Genomic DNA, 19,813 nt, shown 5'->3' with positions numbered 1-19,813 from the left:
CGGCTCGCTTCCCGCGAGCCGGCCTGTCAGCGTTTCAGCTCGATGGTGCCGATCACCTTCGGTCCGGCGGTGTCGAGGACGAGAATGCCCGGCTCGTAGAGGCGGCTTATGTAGATGCGTTGGCCGTCCCCGCTGACGGCCAGGTCGACCGCGAGGCCCAGGTCGGTCTGGAGTGTCCCGACCACGTCACGGCTGCCGACGTCGACGATCCGTACGGCGTCTTGGTTGTCCTCGCCCCCGAGGATGAACAACTGCTTGCCGTCCGAGCCCAGCCCGGCGACCCGTGACTCGCCCGGCAGCGGGAAGGCGGTGGGTCGGGTGCCCTCGACATTCGTGTTGATGACGGCGTACGTCGTACGCCCGATGACGTACAGGGATCCGTCCGGGCCCGGGGCGAGGTCGCTCGGTTCGGCACCGACCTTGATCGGGCTGCGGGCCGGCTGGCGGGTCTCGGTGTCGATGACCGCGACGGTGCCCGAGTCCTTGCCGGCCACGAAGAGTCGGTCGCCCTTCTCGCTGACGGCGAGATCCGACGGACTCGGACCGCTGGCGAGTGGGCCGCCGACCGTTTCCATCGTCGCGGTGTTCACGACTGTGATCGTCTCGGCCTGCTGGCTGAGCGCGTAGAGGCGTTGGGTCGCGACGTTCAGCGCGAGGTTTGTCGGCTTCGGGGCGACGGCGATCGGTGCGCCGACCACCTTCCAGGCACCGACGTCGATCACGGAGATCGATCCGGCTCCCGAGTTGGCGACGTACAGGCGCGCGCCGTCGGGCGAGAGAGCCAGGCGGCTCGGCTGGTCACCCACGCGCAGGGATTCGCCGACTTGTGCGCGGGTCGTCGTACTGATCTTCAGGACGGTGTCGTTGGCGAAGTCGGCGGCGTAGAGGTACTGGTCGTCGGGGCTGACCGTCAGGCCGAGCGCCACGGGTTCTTGTGGTGCGGGTGGGATCGCAGCGACCGCCGTTCCGCCCAGTATGGCGGGTGCCAGCAAGGTTGCCGCGAGCACCCAAGGGCGTGTGGGCCGGCCCGTGGGGATGGGTCGGGTCGCGGCGATGCCGAGGAGCAGCCAGACCACGAGCAAGGCGATCGCTGCTACCCCGAAGCGGTGGTCCAGCAGGCCGATCCAGACGGCGAATCCGCCTAGCACCCACCCGATGAGCGCTGAACGTCGCAGGCCGATGAGCGGGCCGGCGATCGCCAGCTCGGCGGCCAGGATGCTGAGGGCCGCGGGGTAGATGGGGCGTGCTCTGGCGTGGCGGTAGTCGTCGATCAGGATCGCGAGGATCAGGAGTGCGGCTACCGCGCCCAGTGCCACGAGGATGGGCCGGGGTGGCCGGCGCAGATCACCGGCGTTGCGCAGGCCGACGATTCCGGCCGCCAGCCATGCAGCGTGCGCTGCGAGCGTCAGCGCGGCCGGCAGCGCTGCCAGATTGCCCGGGATCAGGTCGGTGAGCCATCCGATCACGAGCGCGATGCCGACGACAGCCGGCGCGGCGAGACCTGCCGTGAACGATGGGGCTGCCTTTCGAAGCCTTAGCTGCGCGACGAGGGCGATGGAGAGGACGGCGGCGACAGCGACCAGGTACCAGGGTTGCTGGTCGAAGCCCACGACCGCGGCTGCGATCGCGGCGGCCGCTGCCACGAGCGTCGGCGTGACGACCTGCCAGGCAACGTCCGGCGGATGAAGGCGGGCCCGCCACCGTCGCGCTGTCGCCTTCGCCGCGGCACCAAGGGTCGGCCCGGTGGGACGCCGCACCTGCCTAGCGGGTTCAGCCGGCTTGGGTCGAGGGACAACCGGGGCGTCGAGCAAGGTCTGTGCGGTCGCGGAGATGGTCCGGCTGTCATCGTCCAGCAACTGCTCCAGCTTCGCCCGCGCGGTCCGCCGTACCAACTCGTTACTTGCCTGAAGCAACACCCCGAGCGGGGCGAGCGCAGTCTGCCGGATCGCCGGCACCGGGCTCGCGAGCGTCGTCGCCAGGTACTCCGGCAACGTCCAGTGCGGGTTGGACGCGATGATCGTCCGGCCCTCGATCTCCGCGAACTGCTGAGGCCGCTGGCTCGGCTGCTCCGCGACCACCGCGTCGTACACGTAGCCGTACAGCTCGTCGACGGTGATGTCGCCGTCCTCGTCGGTGTCGGCCGCGCCACTACGGAGCCCTTCCACCAGATGCCGGGTGAACACCGACTGCGGCGCCTCACCGCGCAGTGTGCTGCCTTCGAACGCATACTGGATGGAGTCCGACGCGGTCAGCACCGTACGTCCTCGACCGCCGAGCGCCTCCCTCGTATGCACGGCCGAATCCGCCTTGGCGCTGTGTTGCACGGCGTACGCCCCGCTGTAGCAGCAATCCAGGACGAGAATCTTCTGCCGTGACGCGCTCTCGGACACCGCCTCGTCGACCAACTGGGTCGGCAGCGCCGTGAAGCGCGGGCTGTCGCGCTCGGTGTCCTTCATCGCGAGATACAGCCGGCCGTTCTCGTCCTTCAAGCCGTGACCGCTGAAGTAGAACAGCGACAGGTCGTCACGCTCGTTCGTCGCGTAGAAACGGGCGATCGCTCTCCCGACGCGACTCGTCGACTCGTTGATCAGCACCTGCACGTCGAATCCGGCGATGTCCGGATCCTCGAGCACCTCGGCGAGGGCCTCGGCATCCTGGGCCGGCGCGGTCAGCCGTCGCAGGCCGGCATCGTCGTACTCGTACGTCGCCACCAGCAAGGCCCGCCGACGACCCACGACTCAGCTCGCTTCGTGGCTACGCAGGAACGCCTCGATCAGCTGCTGCTTCTCCTCGACCGACGCCGCGTCGACCTCGATCGAATCCTCGCCGATCGTGAGTTTCACGTGCTGCTCCGGCGCGCGCCGCCCCAGCCAGTCCCGCAGGATCGCGATCAGCAGCGGCACCATCCCGCCGGCTCCGCCCAGCGCCACCGCCACCGCGCCGACCGCGGCCGCATCGCCCTTGCTTCCCTCCGGCGCGGTCTCCGGCACAGCACGTGTCTCGAACTCCTGCAGCTCCCGCCGCAACTGCCTGATCCCCCGATCCGCAAGCTCCGGATCGTCATCCAGCAGTACGACGTCCACCCAAATCCCCACGACCATCCCTCCCAGGATCGCGCTCCATGATCCCGGTCCGGAAGTGATCCCGCAACGGTCCGTAGCCGTTCGCCTCCGGTCAGCGCGAGGGCGGTCCTCCCGTGACGTAGGGAGCCCGGGGGGCTCGCGCACCCCGGGCTCCTTTGGGCTCCACCCTTCTGGAGGGACGTCCGGGCAGAGCTTCCTCCTCCGGGCAAACCTCAGGCGCTGTGGCGTTGCTGCCACCAGGTCCGGTGCTGCCGAGCGCCGTACCGCTGCCGGTCGCACCCATGACCGCAACGAACCGCTCGGTGAGCGAGGTGTGCCCGAATCCTGCACCGGCCCACACGCCGGTGCTCCAGCGAAGACCTCATGACCCTCTCCCCCTCGGAGATCCCCATCCCCGGTCCGCCCCTCGCACCGGGCGGTCTCCTCGCGGCACGGTCACGCGTTTCCCCCCGCGCAACGATGCGGCCCACGCTCCAGCGCGTTCCGCACCCCGGCCCCCCGCCGGCCACGTCGCCAGAATCCCACCGCCGACGCTACGCCCGGCCCACCCACCCGACAACGCCTGACCGCGGTTCAAACGCCCGTCTGAACCTACTTCTCCTGATGCCGGCTCAAGAAGGCCTCGAGCAACTCCGCCCGCTCGTCGAACGTCGGCCGCTCCATCTCGATCGAGTCGTCCCCCAACGTCACCACGATCTTCCCCGGACTCTTCCGCCGCTGAATCCAGTCCCGCAGTACGGCGACCAACGTCGGGACCGCCCCACCCGCCCCCACCAACGCCACCGCGATCGCAATGGACCCGTCATCCTGCGACAACCCACCCGGCCGCCCCTCCACCACCTCCTGAGTGGGCACCCCCTCCTCAGCCAGCTCCCGCCGCAACTGCTGAACAGCCTTCACACACCGCTTCTGATCCACCCCGTGATCAGGCAGAACCCGAACCTCAACCCAATGCCCTTCACCCATCCGCCGCTCCCATCGTTGCCCAAGGCCCCCTGTGGATTACTGCGCCGCCCTGGCAGCCGCCCGCGGCGCCGTCACCAACAGACCGTCAGCCCACCATTCCGCAACCACATCGCGCCGTGGCAACACACCCAGCCTAAAGCTCTAACCAGCTTTTCCGGCCGCCCGGTGGAACCGGTCACCAACCGCCTTCACCGCCGCCGCCAACTCGGGCGCGTCCAGTACTTCGAAGTCCGCGTCCATCAGCGCCAACCACAGGGCCAACTGATGCGGATCATCGGACCCGAGCTCAACGATGCACGTGTCCTCGTCGACCACCTCGGGCTCGATCGGGATCGGCATCCGGTTCCGCACGTACAACGAGGAGGCCTCGACCCGCACCCGCGCCCGGTAATGCCACGACGCCTCACCCACGGAACGCCGTACGAACTCCGTCACGTCCTCCTCAGGCAGCTCCCGCGGCGTGAACCGTGCACCGTTGGGCGTCCTGAGACTCATCCGATCCACCCGAAACGTCCGCCACCCCTCCCGACCGTTGTCCCAGGCAACCAAATACCACCGCCGCCCCCAAGCCACCAACCGATGCGGCTCCACCATCCGCGGCGGCACCATCTCCGCCTCGTCGGCCGCCCCCTCATCCGCCCGCGGCTCGCCCTCCCAAACCCCGCCACCCGACCCACCCGCGTAGTCGAACCGCAACCGCTCCCGATCCCGAATCGCCCCCGCGATCCCCGTCAACACCTCAGCATCAACCCGAGGCCCACCCCCACCCACAGCAACCGTCGCCCCCGCAACCGCCCGCACCCGCCCCCGCAACCTCCCCGGCAAAACCTGCTCCAACTTCACCAACGCCCGTACGGACGTCTCCTCGATCCCCGCCACCCCTCCAGCCGCCGCGGTCCGCAACCCCACCGCCACAGCCACCGCCTCCTCGTCATCCAGCAACAAAGGCGGCAACTCCCCACCGGCCCCCAACCGATACCCACCCGCCACCCCCGACCGAGCCTCCACCGGATACCCCAGCGACCTCAACCGCTCCACATCAGTCCTCAACGTCCGCGTAGAAACCCCCAACCGCCCCGCCAGCTCACTCCCCGCCCAATCCCGCCGAACCTGCAACAACCCCAACAACCGAAGCAACCGAGCCGACGTCTCCAACATCCCCACATCGTCCCACCAATCGAGGAAGAGAACCTTCCGCGATCCGGACACGCGCCACCACCGAGCGACCGCGTCTTGAGCGGCTACGGCAGCCATTGGAGCGCCTCGACGATGCTTGATCGACTCGGCTACTCCTCTGCGGATGGGGGCTCGAGGTCGGCGTCGATGTTCAGCACACAGAGGCCCGGGTCTAGCTGGGCAAGCAAGACAGCTGCATTCTCTGCCAGCCGCCTGGCCGACTTCCATCGGAGGTCGACAGCACCACCATCAATCCCCAGGGTGACATCGACGCTGATGGCGAGATGGACCTGCCCTCCGCGAGACAGATGTCTGACCAGCTCCGTATGAATTCGTCGACTGGTGCGCTGCGTAGAACGGTCCGACTTGGCGTTGCGGTAGTTCCTCCCGCGCCTAGCAAGCTCCTGCGACTCACCGACGTAAACAGTGCGAGCCGTACCCCCTTCGACTGCTCACCATCGCCACTTGTGGCAAAGCCCAGATTGCTCAAGTGACGCCGAGCCGCGGAGGACACGAATCGACGCTTGTCGACTCCCGTTGCGATCGCTAGCACCTGCTTCACCGGCCACCGTCGTCCATCCACTTCGACCCAGTGCTGTTGGATATCCGCCGGCTCGTACGACGCCAGCCGAGCACGCACCTGGTTAGCAGTCAGGTCGAACTGCTCGCCATCCAATATGAACCGCATCGAGCCCCCAATACATAGCCGTCCCCCAACGACCTCCGAACCCCATCCTCCGCCTAGGCGGTCCGGAATCCACCGGTTGATGCGCAATCAATCACCGACAAACCCATCGCTGGACGGATGCCAGGTCGGCAGGCGCGCGGCGTCGCGTGGGTACGCGCGCTGATCGTCCTCCAGCAGATCCAGCGCTCCACCACCCTCGAACGAAGGATGGTCGTAGTCGAACTCTGCCTCGATTCCACCCCCTGGCGTCACGCTGAACACGGCGTTGTACCAGGCCCCCTTCCGCTCCTCATACATGCCGTCACGCAGATCGTCACAGGCCATCTGCGCCTCGACCTCGATGCTGAGTCCGGCGTCGGTCGAGCCATCCAACATCTCGCACGCCAGCTGCGTCTCCATAGTGGCCGCAACCGCCGACACCTTCAGAACAGCCCTCACCCACCCCTCAGGCGCTGCCTTCACCATGGCCGACCCGATGGCATCCAAGCTCGCGTGATCAGGAATCGGCATCTGTACTTCCTCGTCTGGGGCGCGGGGTATTCCGAATGCCAGCTGTCTGACCATGCCGTCGATCGAGTACCGCACGGCGATCAGGTCGGGACGATTCTTATCGGTGCGATACACGGGGTCAATCTCAACCTCCGCCTCCGACCCCAGCCTCCAGGGCCGCCCGCCAGGCGTTCTCAGCCTTCTTGCAGGCGCTGAGATTGACGCTGCTCCCGGCCATCGGCGTGCGGTTCACATTGCCGACCAGCCGCGAAAGATCCTCGCAAAGATGTGTCCGGCGTGATCACCGGCCAGCTCGTCACTGAGGTCGCGCTGCGAGGTCGTGTCTCCGCGGGATGCTTCAGCTCGACAGAGTCAAGCACCACCCTGACCCGAACGACTCGACCTTCGGCATCGGTGTCGTCAACGAAGCGACCATCGACCTTGATCGTGCTTTGAGGCGGCGGCCGGCTCAGAAGTTCTCTGTGATCGGGCTCGGCCGCAGAGATCTCAAGCACCTCCAACGCCACCCTCAAGCGCAGAGACGTGGTACTGGCCTGTTGCCACGAGGACCCGAGGTCCGCCAACGTCGCCAACGAGCCAACCGCATGAGAGTCCGCGGCGCCCTCGGAGTACGACCGGCAACTCGTGCTGATCGAGCACCGCGCGAATCTCCCGGCGATGCGAGCCTGGCATCCGATGGCCTAACGTCCCTCAATTGCGAGCGCCAAACGACGACACAGCTCGCGTCGCTCAGAGGGTGATAGGAAACGCGCACGATCATACAACTCATCAATCTCTGAGCGAGTTCTATGACCAAGGGTAAGCCACTCTAAAAGACGATGCTTGTCTGGACTGGACTGGCGTCTCAGCCGTGGCCAGATCTCCTCCAGAGAGACCGGATCGAATCGCTCGTCGCGAATAGCATCATTACATCTCGCGCATTCAGTTCGGCAGTTGTCGACCGAAGGCTGACCGCGCCGGGCACCCGGCTGACGATGCCCTGCGCGCAAGACAACCGGCCGCCCAGTATCGACATAGAGTTCACCGGAACCGTATCCACACAAAACGCATCGGTGGCCATCGCGCTCGAAAACCAGTTGCGCAACTCTTGGAGGAACCGGTTTATTGCGGTTTACCGCGCGACCCGGTATCCAGAGGGGATCGCCTATTTTGGTAAGTCGATATTCCTCGGAGCGGAGCGTGCCGTCTTCTTGCCTTGAGTCGACAATCCATCCATAGTCTCTGAGTTGCCGGAATCTCCGCCCGAACTGCGTGGCTTGATTCGGCAGCGATTTGCCGGCCTGCAAGCTCTCATAGTCTGGAACATTTTCGCTCAGCTGTCGCAGCGTAACGATGCCACCAACATCGACTCGCGCCGCCAGATATGCGGCGGTCCGAGGCAGCGCCCCAAACCTGCGCGTACTCCCTGGGCGATGAGGGCGCAGCCACACCGGGGTGCTCGATGAAGAGTCTCCAGCAAGCGCCCAAGGGTCCTGCTCACCGAAGAACAGATCATCGATAGGCAACGCTACCTCCGGGTCTACTCAACTCACTGACATCCTGATCTTACCGCACCTACATACTCCAAGGACGCGGTAATTGCCGAAGGGAGAACGGAATTGCATGCAACATTCGAGCAGGTTGCGGTAGCCAGCCTTGAAGGTCTTGGAGTCTATGGTCGATGATCAGGCATTATTGATCTGCTACGCTCCGTCTCCCCACAAGGTTTCTTCCCCGGCGAGCCAATATTGATCTGACCGGACAATTTCCCCCACGGACGATGGCCAGCACTCGGGGGACCTAGGCGCTACAAACTGCTGCCACGGGGATGCCCTCCGGACAGAGCCTCTCTGCAGGCTGCCAGTCCGTCCGAGCGCTTACGTTGCCAGGCCGCCGAACCTCGGACTCAACGCCTCGCGGTGTGCGCTCCGTGACCATTGCCGGAGGGCCCGGTGGGCACGAAGGCACCAAGGCGTGCAGGCAGCGCACGGGTGCGAGTGTTTCCTCGCTAACTGGCGATCAGAGCGGACGTACTATCCTCGTCTGCCGTGAGTGATGCACCGTTGCCAGGCATGCCTTTCGACGCTCCAGATACTGATCCGGAGCGTGATGAAGTGGTGGAGGCCTTCAGCAACGCAGATCCCGATGGGGTGCGCGCGGCTGCTGTCTTTCGGGCGACGTATGACCAGTTGTACGACGGGCAGCACACTGGGCGGTTCCGGTGGGATCAGTTGTTCAAGACTGAGAAGACGCACTACGGGACGCTGCTCGAGATCAACCTGCGGCGGGAGTTCGACGACGTCATCGATGACACGGTCGAAGGTCATGCTCTCGACTACTCGATCGGCGGGCACGATGTCGACTGCAAGTTCTCTCAGAGCTTCGGCGGGTGGATGCTGCCACCGGAGTGCTTCGGGCAGCTGCTGCTGGTGGCTTGGGCGGACGACCAGCGTGGGACCTGGAGTCTTGGAGTCGTCAGGGCCACCGACGCCAACCGCCGGGTAAGTGTGAACCGTGATGGCAAGACTCAGCTAAGCCTGAAGGGCCGCGAGCAGATCGCTTGGCTGCATTTCGAGGCTGATCTGCCGCCTAACGTACTTCTTGGCCTCGACCCCGTCACTCTTGCGAAGATCCTTGCTCCGAAGTCGGGGCAGGCACGAGTGACCGAGCTCATGCGGCTGGTGACGGAGCGCCGGATTGGGCGGAACACGATCGCAACCTTGGCGCAGCAGGACGACTACATGGCACGGCTCCGGGACAACGGGAACGGAGCACGGACGACTCTCCGGCATGAGGGGTACCTGATCCCTGGCGGTGACTACGAGGCTCATCGTGCCGTGGCCAGGCGCCTGGGAGTAGCGGTGCCTGGACCTGGCGAAGTCGTCAGTCTTCGGGTTGTCCCTGCAGACGGCAACGAGCCCTGGTCGACGGAGCTCGACGGCCGCCGTTGGCGCCTCGCTAGACCGGGCGAGGCTTGCTTGGAACCGGCACCAAAACTGCCCACGACCCGGAAACCAAAGCCGGCCGATGCTGAAGCGCCCCAGCCCGAGTTGCCCGCATGACGACCCGTCGCAGTCAGCCACGGCCAAAGGCCTCATATTCGAGGTCCGGCCACACCCCACCTCGCTCGTATGGTGACACGCCGACCACACCGGGTCGCTCACGCAATATGCAAGCGATCCGGCGATCGAACACGAAGCCTGAGGTCGAGCTGCGATCAGCCCTCCACCGCAGCGGCTATCGCTTTCGTAAGGACCTCAGCATCTATACGTCATCGCGAAGAGTCCGCCCCGACATTGTGTTCACAGCACGCAAAGTTGCCGTCTTCGTCGATGGCTGCTTCTGGCATAGCTGCCCTGAACATGGACGCCAGCCATCGGTGAACTCGCGATACTGGTCGCCCAAGCTCCAGCGGAACGTCGAGAGGGACAGGCTCGCCGACGCCGCGCTGCAGAATGACGGCTGGATAGTGATCCGCATCTGGGAGCACGAATACCTCCAGGATGCAATCAAGAAGGTGACATCGGCGCTTGCCCGGAGGGACCGCTAACTGACCTTGGAGCGCATTTGGGCCAGATACTCGTGGCGGATGTGGTCGTCCTGGCCGATGAATGCCCGAAAGGTGCCAAGTTTGTAGGTGGCCTCGCCTGATGGTGACTCGCCCTCGTGCATGTCGAAGTCACGCATCAGATGCTTCAGCTGGATCTTGATCTCCTCACGAGTGAGCGAGCTATTGATCCGCTCGTAGATCTCCTCAGTCGTCAAGGGCACATCGGCTTCCCGCATGATGCGATAGACCTCGTTGTGAGTCGCGGTCTCAGTCTGTAGCCGCGGCTCCCCTTCATGATTCAGCGCAGCAAGGATCTGGCGACCGATGGCCTTCGCAACCGGGGGAGGAAAGGCGTTGCCAACCTGGCGGTACTTCGAAGTCTTCCGGCCGGCAAACAGCCACTTCTTCTCGTCCCAGCCCTGCAGCCGTGCGACCATTTCGACGGTCAACTTAGGGTTGTAGCCCTTCGGCGTACCGGCCGGTGGGGCCTCGTCGGCGACACCGAGTCCGTCGACGCCCATCTCCGCCCATGCACGCTTGGCGCGAGTAGGTCCGAGGTCGGCACCTCCGTGCTTCTTAGATCCGCCAACGATGGTTGGAGCGATCCGATCAGCACGACTCGCCCAGTGATCAGCATGCTCCCAGCCGTTGCTCGCCATCAGGTCAACGAGCTCTTCACCGACGGTGCGCTGAACCGGAGTTGCCTCTGGCCAGCTGAAATACGGTGCGTCGTCCTTGCGGAGTGCCACTAACACGAACCGAGGCCGCAACTGTGGAACATCGAAGTCGGAGGCCTGAAGCAAACGCCAGTCCGCGACATACCCCAGTTCGTTGAGGCGGTCGAGCACGTGCTGCCTGTACGCCGAGAACCTTGGCGCCGAGAGGCCGCGGACGTTTTCAAGCATGAGCGCCCGCGGCTGCATGATCCCACAGAGTTCAACCGCCCAAGCGAACAGGTCCCGCTCGTCGTTCGCGCCAAGCTGCTTGCCAGCGATTGAGAAGGGAGGGCAAGGGACGCCACCCGCCAGGAGGTCAATGTTGCGGAACTCTGTGGGATCCCAGACCTCTGAGTCGGCCACATCACCCACGCGAACATCCCAGTCCGGCCGGTTGAGCTTCAAGGTCTCCGCCGCTCTCGGATCGAGCTCAACCGCCAAAGCGTGGTCAAAACCAGCGAGCTCAAGTCCCAGGGCTTGGCCGCCGGCCCCAGCGCAGATCTCCACTACCCGCAATGAAGTCACGAGACCTCCCCCGCTTTTCGAACATTTGTTCGAGTGTAGAGATGGCTGTCAGGCAAGGTCAAATCCGTCGAGGGGCCTCCGGCAGGCGTCCGAGCGGCGCAGGCGCAGCCCAGACCTCGGGCCAAAAACTGCATCGTCTCGGCGCATCTCATGCCGACGGCTTCCGCTCTGCCAGGGGGATCGAACAGGCAGAGCTTAGCGTCCGCGCGTCGAGAGTCGGAGGACCCCCGCCGGGCCAGGCACAACTACTTTCCGAACTTGCCTCAACACGGTCCCCCGCGCACCTGCTCACCACATCGACGATGGGGCCAGACGACGTCTTCGAAGCAACGCGTGCAGCCCGCGGACCGGACAACGCGAGTCGTTCGATCTCTCGCTCAGGGCCTTCTCAGGTCTAGCCTGGATCCTCACCCGGGAGGAGTGGGCACGCCGGCTACTGGGATCTTTTTGCAGGTTGGGGATGAGCTCGCGTTGCTGCAAGAGACGCCGTACGACTCCGAGGAGCTCTTGCAGATCGCGCTGGCGAAGTATCCAGCGGTGATCGCGGGGCCGACAACTGAGGGCGATGATGAGGCACGGCTCCTGCTTGTCAGCCGTGAGATGGGCGTGCCGACCGCGGAGCAAGGGCCGGCGAACTTCAGCCTCGACCACCTCTTCATTGACCACGAGTGCATTCCTGTCCTGGTCGAGGTAAAGCGGTCGTCTGACACGCGGATACGCCGAGAGGTCGTGGGGCAGATGCTCGACTACGCGGCGAACGCGGTGAAGCACTGGCCACTCTCGCTGCTCAGACAGGCCCTTGAGACGCGCGCGGCACAGGAGAACACGGCGGTTGAAGCAATGCTGGCTGAGCTTCGGCCGGGGCTGGAGCCCGAGGAGTTCTGGAAAGCTGTCGAGTCCAATCTGATCTCGGGACGCATCCGGATGATCTTCGTAGCCGATGCTCTCCCTCCGGAGCTGGTGCGCGTGATCGAATTCTTGAACGAGCAGATGAATCCGGCAGAGGTCCTTGGCGTCGAGCTTCGTCAATTCGTTGGCGGCGCATCAGTTGCCTACGTCCCCCGCGTGGTGGGGAGGACGACGGCCGCTATAGGCGCCAAGAATCCGAGCGGACGTCAGTGGACGCAGGATTCCTTCTTGGAGGCGGCACAGGCCCGCTGCAGCGCGCCGGAAGTCGCGCTGGTACAGCGGCTTTTAGCAGATGTCGACGCACGCGGAGTCAAGCTGTCGTGGGGCAGGGGGTTACTCCCGGTATCGGGGGCTGGTACGCCGTCGATGGGCATCCGACTGCAGCCTGGGTACTGAACATCAATACTGACAGCACTACCAGCAAGGCCTATCTGGTGTTCTACTTCGGCGATGTCATCGAACGGAATGTCCCTGATCGGATTGACGCCGCGGCGACCAAGCTCGAAGAGATCCCTGCTTTGAAGCAGAAGATGGCGGATGCGCGCGCTGCTGGCTGGAGGAAATATCCGTCGGTGCGCCTGGTCGACTCGACCTCGAATGCCCGGGCCGCGGACACGGTGTTTGATGCGATCACGGACCTGATCGACGGCTGACCTGCGCTTGCCGTACGGCGGCTCGCCGGTGTTGGCCGCTCTCGTCAGCGGGTTAGGTCGGCGGTGAATTGGTAGGCGTCGCCTCTGTAGTGGTTGGTGCCGGAGAGGAGGGGGGTGGTGTCTTGGGTGAAGGCTATTTCGGTGGCTACCAGGATGGCGCCGTTGGGGGGGAGGTTCAGGAGGGTGGCGAGGGTGGGGTCGGCGTTCTGGGCCTGGACGGTGTAGCGGGAGTAGGAGAACTCGATGCCGTGGGCCGAGAAGAGTTCGTAGAGGGACGCGTCGGTCAGGTCGACGGTGGTCAGCCAGGGGGCGATGGCCACGGGGATGACGAGGTCTTCGACGGTGACCGGGCGGCCGTCCATGCCTCGGAGGCGGCGGATGGCTACGACGGGCGTGGTCGGGGCGAGGTGGAGGCGGTGGGCCTCGTCGAGGGTGGCTGGGCGTTCGCGGCGGTCGAGGAGTTCGGAGCTGGGGCGGAAGCCGAGTTCGTGAGCCATCTCGGTGAAGGACTGGAGCCGGCTGGGGGGTTCGCGGAGGACGAGGTCGCGGACGTACCAGCCGCGTTGGGGTGACGGGACGATCAGGCCGTCGTCGGAGGCGGCCTGGAATCCGGCCCGCACGGTCATCCGGCTGAGGCCGGTCTCGAGGGCGAACTGTCGCTCGCTCGGCAGCCGGCTTCCGCTCGCGTAGCGCCCGCTGACGATGCCCTCGCGGATGCGTTTCTTGATGCGCTCGACCGCGGGCTCTCCTACTGTCACAGCCGGAACTATACCAGTTGATGCAGCCCCACCGTGCCCGACAGCCAACTGGTTTAGACTGGCATAACTGGTTTCAACGTCGTAAGGTGGCGAGAAATCACGGGACACGGTGAAGGAGTCACGATGGTCAGCAGGCGGACGGTGTTGAAGTCGGGAGCTGCACTCGGCCTGTTCACGGTCGCTGGTTGCGCGCCGCAGGGCAGCAAGGCCAGCACTGCCCCGGCCACGCCCGCCAAGTCGATTGACGTCGCCAAGGCCGGCACCGTGACGCTGTCGATGCTCGACTGGTGGTCCGGTGACGCCGCCCAATGGGTGGCCAACGCGGTGAAGGCGTACCAGGCGAAGTACCCGAACGTGACGATCAAACGCACGTCCGTCGACTGGGGCCAGCTCACCCAGACCGCCAACCTGCGGCTGAAGGAGAAGAACCCGCCGGACATCATCACGGTCAACAACGGATGGCAGTCCCTGGGCACGCTGTCAAAGGCGGGGCTCGTCATGAACCTGGACGGGTACTCGAAGGCGCTCGGCTGGGATCGGTTCCCGAGCACGATCCTGCGGCAGACCCAGTTCACTCCTGACGGCAAGGAGATGGGCACCGGATCGCTCTTCGCCACACCCGTCGCCAGCTCGTCGTTGATCGGCCTCTACTACAACAAGACGGTCCTGGATCGCATCGGCGTCCAGGTGCCGACCGATCTCGCCTCGTTCGAGACCGCGTGCGAGAAGGCCAAGGCCGCGGGCGTCGTACCGATCGGCTACGGATCGCAGGACAAGGGTTCGTCGACGGCGATCCTGCTGGCGCTGCAGGACCTGTTCGGCGATCAGCAGAAGATCAACGACTTCGTCTACTCGGCCGGATCGGTGAAGGCCGGCGAGATCGGCCTGTCGGAGGCGGCGGAGCGGCTCAAGTCGTACCAGGACAAGAACTGGCTGACGCCGAATCACGCCGGAATCCAGTACGCCGACGCGATCGACGCGTTCCTCAAGGGAAAGTCCGCGTTCCGGTTCGAGTACACGGGAACGCTGGCCTTCAAGGGCGCCCAGAAGCAGGACTACGGCTACGTACAACTCCCCCAGGCCACCGGCGGAAAGGTCGTCGGTACGGGTGCGTCCACCGCAGTCGCCCTCGGCTCGAAGTGCGCGCACCCCGATGTCGCCGCCTCGTTCCTCGACTTCCTCGCCGGCCCGCAGACCGCGCAGTACGTCGTGGAGAACGGCCTCCTGCCGCTGCTCAACGACGTCAAGGCACCGTCGGACAACCCCGAGTTCGGTACGGAGATCGCCGGTCAGCGAGCGCTGGACAAGGACAACGGCTACGTCCCGTACTTCGACTGGTCCACGCCCTCGATGCTCGACACTCTCGGCGGCCAGGTCCAGCTGCTGCTCGCCGGCCGGAGCGCGCCCGACGAACTGGTGAAGGCGGTACAGGCCGACTACGACAAGTTCCAGGCCGGACGATGACCGTCCAGACCTCTCGCCTCGCGGTCCGCGCGAACTCGAGATCGCGAACGGTCTCGAGGCAGACCCAGAGACGGCGATGGATCGGACTGCTCTACCTGTCCCCCGCACTCCTGCTGTACGCCGCGATCGTCCTGGTGCCGCTGCTCCAAACGGTCAACTACTCCTTCTACAAATGGGATGGCGTCAGCGAACCGTCCTGGGTCGGGCTTCAGAACTACCTCGAGTTCGGCCGGGACCCGCGGATGTACGCCGCCTTCGGGCACGTCGTCGTACTGATCCTGATGTTCGGCCTGATCCCGCTCGGACTCGGCCTGATCAGTGCGGCCCTGCTCAGTAGGGCGAAGATCCGTGGCGAGGGCATCTACCGCTGGTTCCTCTTCCTCCCCCAAGTGCTGACGAGCGTTGTGGTGGCGATCATCTGGAAGCGCATCTACGCCCCCGACGGCCCCTTGAACGGCGCGTTGCGCTTTGTGGGCCTGGACCACCTGACCCGCAACTGGCTCGGCGACTTCACCTGGGCCCTGCCGTCACTGGGCATGATCGGCGTCTGGGGTGGCTTCGGTTTCACCATGGTGCTGTTCCTGGCCGGCATCCTCGCCATCCCGGACGAGCTCTACGAGGCCGCGCGACTGGACGGCTCGACGCGGTGGCAGGAGTTCAGACTGATCACGCTCCCCAGCCTGCGCGGACAGATGGCCATCGCACTGACGTTGACCATCACGGGCGCGCTGCGGACCTTCGACATGGTCTACATCACGACCCAGGGCGGCCCCGGGACCGCCACGACCACTCCGGCGCTTCTCCTGTACCAGTTGGCGTTCGTCAACCCTGATGTGGGCAAGGCCTCGGCCACCGGCGTGGTCCTGGCCGTCCTGTGTCTCGGGATCGCGGTCGCCATCACGAGGATCATGGAGAACAAAGACCGATGATCTCCAGGTACGAGCGTGCCACGAACTACGTGATCGTCATCGCCCTGACGGCTGGGGTGCTGTTCCCCGTCGCGTGGTTCGTCCTGACCTCGCTGAGCCCCAACACCTCGGGCGCTCTGGACTTCTCCCGGATCTCGTGGGGCAACTTCGGAGCGGCCTGGCACGACGGGAACCTCGCGCACTCGATGTACGCGTCGCTGGTCATCACCGTGTCGGCGGTCGCCGGACAGACCGTCCTCGCGATCCTCTCCGGCTATGCGTTCGGCATCCTCGGCGTCGTCGGCGAGCGCTATCTCTTCCCGATCATCCTGCTCGGGATGATGGTCTCGACGGAGGTGATCGTCATCCCGCTGTACTACGAGTTCGAGCGCATCGGCCTGACCAACTCGTGGCTGGGACTCGTGATCATCCAGCTCGGGATGGGAGTCCCGTTCGGGACCTACTGGATGCGAGCGACGTTCAGAGCGCTCCCCCGCTCGGTGATGGACTCCGCCGCCGTCGACGGAGCCGGAGTCTGGAGCACCCTGTGGCGCATCCTGGTCCCGATGGCTCGTCCCGCCGTCCTCACGCTGGTCCTGCTGTCGTTCATGTGGACCTGGAACGACTTCTTCCTGTCGCTGATCTTCCTCGGCGACCCCGAGAAGCAGACCGCGACCGTTGCCCTGGGCGCCTTCCAGGGCCGGCACGTGCTGCAGGTCAACCTGATGGCGGCCGGCTCGCTGATCGTCTCGTTGCCGGTCGTAGCGCTCTACCTGTTCTTCCAACGCGAGTTCATCAGCGGCGTCATGGCCGGCGCGGTCAAGGAGTGATGTGACCACACCTATCACCGTGATGTCCTCCGCGGCCGAGATCGGCGAGGTCGTCGCGCAGCGGATCCTGGACGGGCTCGCCGCCACGGATCGGTACGTCGTCGGCTTTCCCGCCGGGCGCAGTGCGACTCCGGTTGCGGCTGCCCTGACCCGGCTTGCGCAGCAGCGCAGCGTCCGCCTGGACGGCCTGAAGGTGGTGATGATGGACGAGTACGTCACGGGACACCCCGGACGGTGGAAGCTGCTGTCGCCACACACCCCGCACAGCTGCATCGGGTGGGCGCAGCGGAACCTGGTCGCTCCGCTGGGCCTGAGGACGGACAGCCTGATGGCCCCCGACCCCAACGAGCCCGCGGCCCTCGAGCACGAAGTCCTTGCCCTGGGTGGCATCGACCTCTTCCTGCTGGCCAGTGGCCAGGGCGACGGCCACGTCGCTCTCAACGGACCAGGTACGCCGCGCGACGCGCCCACCCGGGTCGTGGAGCTGCCCGAGTCGACGCGCAGGGACAACATGTCCACGTTCCCGCATCTACGGTCCCCCGCGGACGTCCCGACGTACGGCGTCACGATCGGTACGGCGGAACTGGCCGGCCTGTCGCACTCCGCGGTGATGCTGCTGTGGGGACCGAACAAGGCCCGGGCCTTCGACCGGATCCGGCAGACCGGCGGGTACGACCCGATGTGGCCGGCAACCATCGTCCACGACTGCCGCAACGCCCTCATCTACGCGGATGAGGAAGCCGCACACAAGTCAGCACGAGAAGGGGTCTCATAAGACATGGCTCGCATCAAGATGGCCTACATCGGCGGAGGATCCTCCAGAGCGGCCGGCACCATGGCCTCGTTCTTGTGGCACGGGCCCGAGTTCGCGGGCTCGGAAGTGGTGCTCATCGACAAGGATCCGGAGCGACTGGAGACCGTGCTCCGGATCGCGAAGAAGCTCGCCGCGGAGGGCGGTGACGGCATCACCGTCACGGCGACCACGGACCAGCGGGCCGGCCTGGCGGACGTCGACGCCGTACTCACGAGCCTTCGCCCCGGCAACTTCGCGGCCCGCGCGCTCGACGAGCGGATCCCGCTGAAGCACGGTGTGATCGGGCAGGAGACCCAGGGACCTGGCGGGTTCTTCATGGCGCTGCGCTCCATCAACGACATGCGAGGCATCACCGACGACCTGCAGGCCGTGGCGCCGAACGCGGTGATCTTCAACTACACCAACCCGGTCAACATCGTCTCCCAGGCCGTCGCGGACCACACGCCGATCCCCATCTACTCGATGTGCGAAGGGCCGATCGTGTTCCCGCCCGTCGTACTCAAGGCAGCAGGGCTCGACCCCGAGCGGGCCAAGGTCACGATGGCCGGGGTGAACCACAACTGCTGGAGCTACGAACACCTGTACGACGGGGAAGATGTCATGCCCTTGCTCAACGCGGCGTGGGAAGAGCGCAAGGACGACCCGACCCTTGACGCCAACTCCAAGCGGGCGCTGCATCTCGCCGTGGCCATGCAGTCCATTCCGTCGGACTACTTCAACTACTACTACTTCCGCAACGAGGTGTTCCGAGCGCAGCAGGCCGCGCCGACCACCCGTTCGGAAGACATCATGAACGCCGTTCCCGGCTACTGGGAGCACTACCGCGAACAGGCGGAGGCCAGCCATCCTCACCTCGACCCGGCCCGGTCGCGCGGCGGGATCCACGAGCTCGAGCTGGCGATCGACGTGATGAGCGCGTACTACAACGACACGGGTGCGCGGCTGCCCGTCAACCTTCCGAACGCCGGCGGCGCGCTGCCCGGCTTCGACGCGGAGACCGTCGTCGAGGTCTACTGCACCGTGAACCGGAAGGGATGCCACATCGAACCGCAGCAGCCGTTGCCGCTCGCCGTACGGGGTATCACGCGGCAGCTCGCCGACTACCAGATGCTGGCCGCGAAGGCCGCTTGGGAGGGCACCCGGGCCGACGCGATCCGGGCGCTCGTCGCGAACCCGCTCGTACCCGACCTGTCCGTCGCCGAGCCCTTGTACGACGAGATGGCCGCCGCGCACTCGGCGTACCTGCCGGAGAGACTTCTGCGGTGAGAGATCTCTTCCTCGCCGTCGACGCCGGCAACACCAAGACCTGGGCGGGGTTGACGACGGCCGACGGTGACCTCGTCGGCCTCGCCCGCGGCGGCGTCGGCGACATCTATGCGCCGGCCGGGGCCGAGGCCGCCAAGGACGTGGTCCTCGGCCTCGTCGGCGACGTACTCGCGTCCGCCCGGATCGGGCCGTCCGACGTCCGGCATGCCGCCTTCCGGCTGGCGGGCGTCGACTGGCCCGCCGACGAGCAGTTGTGGAGCGCGGCGCTGGGGGACCTCTTCGACGCGGGGACCTTCAGTATCAAGAACGACGGTTTCGCGCTGATTCGGTGTGGTCGGCTCGACGGGCAGGGCATCTCTGTGGTTCTGGGGACCGGGGCCGCGCTGGCCGGCCGCGGTCCGCTGAAGGAATGGGCTCTGTCGTGGTGGCTGCAGCACCCGCTCGGTGGTGCCGGCCTGGTGAGTCAGGCGTTGCGCGCGGTGTACCTGTCGCACCTCGGGCTGGCTGAGTCGACGAAGCTCGCCGCCGTGCTGCCGCCGCTGTTCGGAGTGTCGACCGCGGAGGAGATGCTCGAGACGACCACGGCACGCGGCAACGCCTTCACCTTCGCGGCCCAGGCCGCGCACGCTCCATCGGTTCTGGAGCTCGTAGATGACGACCCGGTGGTGGCTGAGCTGGTCGACACGCAGGCGGGTCATCTCGCCGACTACATTCTCAGTCTGGCGCGGACGTGCGGATTGGCCGATCCTGTCTCGGTGGTTGTCGGTGGCGGTCTCGTCCGGGAGCCGGATGCGCCGCTGTTCGCCGCGCTTCGCCGTACCTGTGAACGCCGCGGTCTCGATCTCGATCTTCGGCACACGCAGGACCCTGCCCTCGTGGGAGCACTGCTGGATGCGCTGGCTGAGGGTGGGGCTGCGCCGACCGAGGCGGTGCGGCGGAGGTTGACTCAGAAGCTCAGGTGATAGCAGTGAGCTGATTCTTTTGTTGGAAGAGTTGGCGCCGGCGAGCAAGGGTGGAG

The 19,813-nt window shown here is 65.7% G+C and carries 18 protein-coding genes; 11 read left to right on the top strand and 7 right to left on the bottom strand.

Annotated elements, in window-relative coordinates:
* Positions 1-26: 26 nt before the first annotated feature.
* The 5 genes from ACZ6O0_RS42225 to ACZ6O0_RS42205 form a co-directional block, all read right to left on the bottom strand.
* Complete coding sequence (locus tag ACZ6O0_RS42225; protein WP_465770738.1) at positions 27-2,735, bottom strand: caspase, EACC1-associated type; 2,709 nt, start codon at positions 2,733-2,735, stop codon at positions 27-29.
* Between the two features lie 3 nt (positions 2,736-2,738).
* The gene (locus ACZ6O0_RS42220; protein WP_465770737.1) at positions 2,739-3,101 is read right to left on the bottom strand and encodes an effector-associated constant component EACC1; all 363 of its coding nucleotides are present in this window, start codon (positions 3,099-3,101) and stop codon (positions 2,739-2,741) included.
* 573 nt (positions 3,102-3,674) lie between these two features.
* The gene (locus ACZ6O0_RS42215; RefSeq protein WP_465770736.1) at positions 3,675-3,983 is read right to left on the bottom strand and encodes an effector-associated constant component EACC1; all 309 of its coding nucleotides are present in this window, start codon (positions 3,981-3,983) and stop codon (positions 3,675-3,677) included.
* 207 nt (positions 3,984-4,190) lie between these two features.
* Positions 4,191-5,207: a helix-turn-helix transcriptional regulator gene (locus ACZ6O0_RS42210; RefSeq protein ID WP_465770735.1), complete on the bottom strand. Its 1,017-nt coding sequence runs from the start codon at positions 5,205-5,207 to the stop codon at positions 4,191-4,193.
* 793 nt (positions 5,208-6,000) lie between these two features.
* Positions 6,001-6,537, bottom strand: coding sequence for a hypothetical protein (locus tag ACZ6O0_RS42205; protein WP_465770734.1), 537 nt, complete (start codon positions 6,535-6,537; stop codon positions 6,001-6,003).
* Between the two features lie 704 nt (positions 6,538-7,241).
* On the opposite strand from ACZ6O0_RS42205, the gene ACZ6O0_RS42200 reads away from it, so the two are divergent.
* The 3 genes from ACZ6O0_RS42200 (at position 7,242) to ACZ6O0_RS42190 (ending at position 9,952) form a co-directional block, all read left to right on the top strand.
* Positions 7,242-7,622: a hypothetical protein gene (locus tag ACZ6O0_RS42200; protein WP_465770733.1), complete on the top strand. Its 381-nt coding sequence runs from the start codon at positions 7,242-7,244 to the stop codon at positions 7,620-7,622.
* An 852-nt stretch (positions 7,623-8,474) separates the two neighbouring features.
* Positions 8,475-9,464 (top strand): NaeI family type II restriction endonuclease, encoded by a 990-nt coding sequence (locus ACZ6O0_RS42195; protein WP_465770732.1) that lies wholly within the window; start codon positions 8,475-8,477, stop codon positions 9,462-9,464.
* Entirely contained in the window at positions 9,461-9,952 is a 492-nt protein-coding gene (locus tag ACZ6O0_RS42190) for a very short patch repair endonuclease (RefSeq protein ID WP_465770731.1), read from the top strand. Before ACZ6O0_RS42195 ends, ACZ6O0_RS42190 begins: the two co-directional genes overlap by 4 nt.
* On the opposite strand, the gene ACZ6O0_RS42185 is transcribed toward ACZ6O0_RS42190, so the two are convergent.
* Positions 9,949-11,193 carry a DNA cytosine methyltransferase gene (locus tag ACZ6O0_RS42185; protein ID WP_465770730.1) on the bottom strand — a complete coding sequence of 415 codons (1,245 nt, stop codon included), beginning with the start codon at positions 11,191-11,193 and terminating at the stop codon, positions 9,949-9,951. The two genes, ACZ6O0_RS42190 and ACZ6O0_RS42185, sit on opposite strands and share 4 nt — an antisense overlap.
* 471 nt (positions 11,194-11,664) lie before the next feature.
* Between ACZ6O0_RS42185 and ACZ6O0_RS42180 the strand changes: the two genes are divergently transcribed.
* A complete protein-coding gene (locus ACZ6O0_RS42180) occupies positions 11,665-12,498 on the top strand; it encodes a hypothetical protein (protein WP_465770729.1) in 834 nt (277 codons plus the stop codon).
* 38 nt (positions 12,499-12,536) lie between these two features.
* On the top strand, positions 12,537-12,755 hold the full coding sequence (locus ACZ6O0_RS42175) for a hypothetical protein (protein ID WP_465770728.1): 219 nt from the start codon (positions 12,537-12,539) through the stop codon (positions 12,753-12,755).
* 44 nt (positions 12,756-12,799) lie between these two features.
* Here ACZ6O0_RS42175 and ACZ6O0_RS42170 read toward each other — a convergent pair whose 3' ends face one another.
* Positions 12,800-13,513, bottom strand: coding sequence for a GntR family transcriptional regulator (locus tag ACZ6O0_RS42170; protein WP_465770727.1), 714 nt, complete (start codon positions 13,511-13,513; stop codon positions 12,800-12,802).
* Positions 13,514-13,636: 123 nt separating this feature from the next.
* Here ACZ6O0_RS42170 and ACZ6O0_RS42165 point away from each other — a divergent pair, with 123 nt between their 5' ends.
* Genes ACZ6O0_RS42165 through ACZ6O0_RS42140 form a run of 6 tightly spaced genes read left to right on the top strand, consistent with a single transcriptional unit; the run spans position 13,637 to position 19,757 of the window.
* Positions 13,637-14,977: an ABC transporter substrate-binding protein gene (locus ACZ6O0_RS42165; protein WP_465770726.1), complete on the top strand. Its 1,341-nt coding sequence runs from the start codon at positions 13,637-13,639 to the stop codon at positions 14,975-14,977.
* Positions 14,974-15,906, top strand: coding sequence for a carbohydrate ABC transporter permease (locus tag ACZ6O0_RS42160; protein ID WP_465770725.1), 933 nt, complete (start codon positions 14,974-14,976; stop codon positions 15,904-15,906). Before ACZ6O0_RS42165 ends, ACZ6O0_RS42160 begins: the two co-directional genes overlap by 4 nt.
* On the top strand, positions 15,903-16,715 hold the full coding sequence (locus tag ACZ6O0_RS42155) for a carbohydrate ABC transporter permease (protein ID WP_465770724.1): 813 nt from the start codon (positions 15,903-15,905) through the stop codon (positions 16,713-16,715). Before ACZ6O0_RS42160 ends, ACZ6O0_RS42155 begins: the two co-directional genes overlap by 4 nt.
* Position 16,716: 1 nt before the next feature.
* On the top strand, positions 16,717-17,490 hold the full coding sequence (locus ACZ6O0_RS42150; protein WP_465770723.1) for a 6-phosphogluconolactonase: 774 nt from the start codon (positions 16,717-16,719) through the stop codon (positions 17,488-17,490).
* Between the two features lie 3 nt (positions 17,491-17,493).
* A complete protein-coding gene (locus tag ACZ6O0_RS42145) occupies positions 17,494-18,795 on the top strand; it encodes a family 4 glycosyl hydrolase (protein ID WP_465770722.1) in 1,302 nt (433 codons plus the stop codon).
* A complete protein-coding gene (locus ACZ6O0_RS42140; protein ID WP_465770721.1) occupies positions 18,792-19,757 on the top strand; it encodes a hypothetical protein in 966 nt (321 codons plus the stop codon). Before ACZ6O0_RS42145 ends, ACZ6O0_RS42140 begins: the two co-directional genes overlap by 4 nt.
* The last annotated feature ends 56 nt before the right edge of the window (positions 19,758-19,813 follow it).

It is taken from the genome of Kribbella sp. NPDC048837, from assembly GCF_055586945.1.
Note: the sequence above shows the minus strand (reverse complement) of the source record. Positions and strands in the feature narration are given on the sequence as shown.

Bases quoted from the DNA above. Each gene is read 5' to 3' on its own strand.
- ACZ6O0_RS42220 (WP_465770737.1), bottom strand. From the start codon at position 3,101: ATGGTCGTGGGGATTTGGGTGGACGTCGTACTGCTGGATGACGATCCG.
- ACZ6O0_RS42210 (WP_465770735.1), bottom strand. From the start codon at position 5,207: ATGTTGGAGACGTCGGCTCGGTTGCTTCGGTTGTTGGGGTTGTTGCAG.
- ACZ6O0_RS42200 (WP_465770733.1), top strand. From the start codon at position 7,242: ATGCTTGTCTGGACTGGACTGGCGTCTCAGCCGTGGCCAGATCTCCTC.
- ACZ6O0_RS42195 (WP_465770732.1), top strand. From the start codon at position 8,475: ATGCCTTTCGACGCTCCAGATACTGATCCGGAGCGTGATGAAGTGGTG.
- ACZ6O0_RS42190 (WP_465770731.1), top strand. From the start codon at position 9,461: ATGACGACCCGTCGCAGTCAGCCACGGCCAAAGGCCTCATATTCGAGG.
- ACZ6O0_RS42165 (WP_465770726.1), top strand. From the start codon at position 13,637: ATGGTCAGCAGGCGGACGGTGTTGAAGTCGGGAGCTGCACTCGGCCTG.
- ACZ6O0_RS42160 (WP_465770725.1), top strand. From the start codon at position 14,974: ATGACCGTCCAGACCTCTCGCCTCGCGGTCCGCGCGAACTCGAGATCG.
- ACZ6O0_RS42155 (WP_465770724.1), top strand. From the start codon at position 15,903: ATGATCTCCAGGTACGAGCGTGCCACGAACTACGTGATCGTCATCGCC.
- ACZ6O0_RS42145 (WP_465770722.1), top strand. From the start codon at position 17,494: ATGGCTCGCATCAAGATGGCCTACATCGGCGGAGGATCCTCCAGAGCG.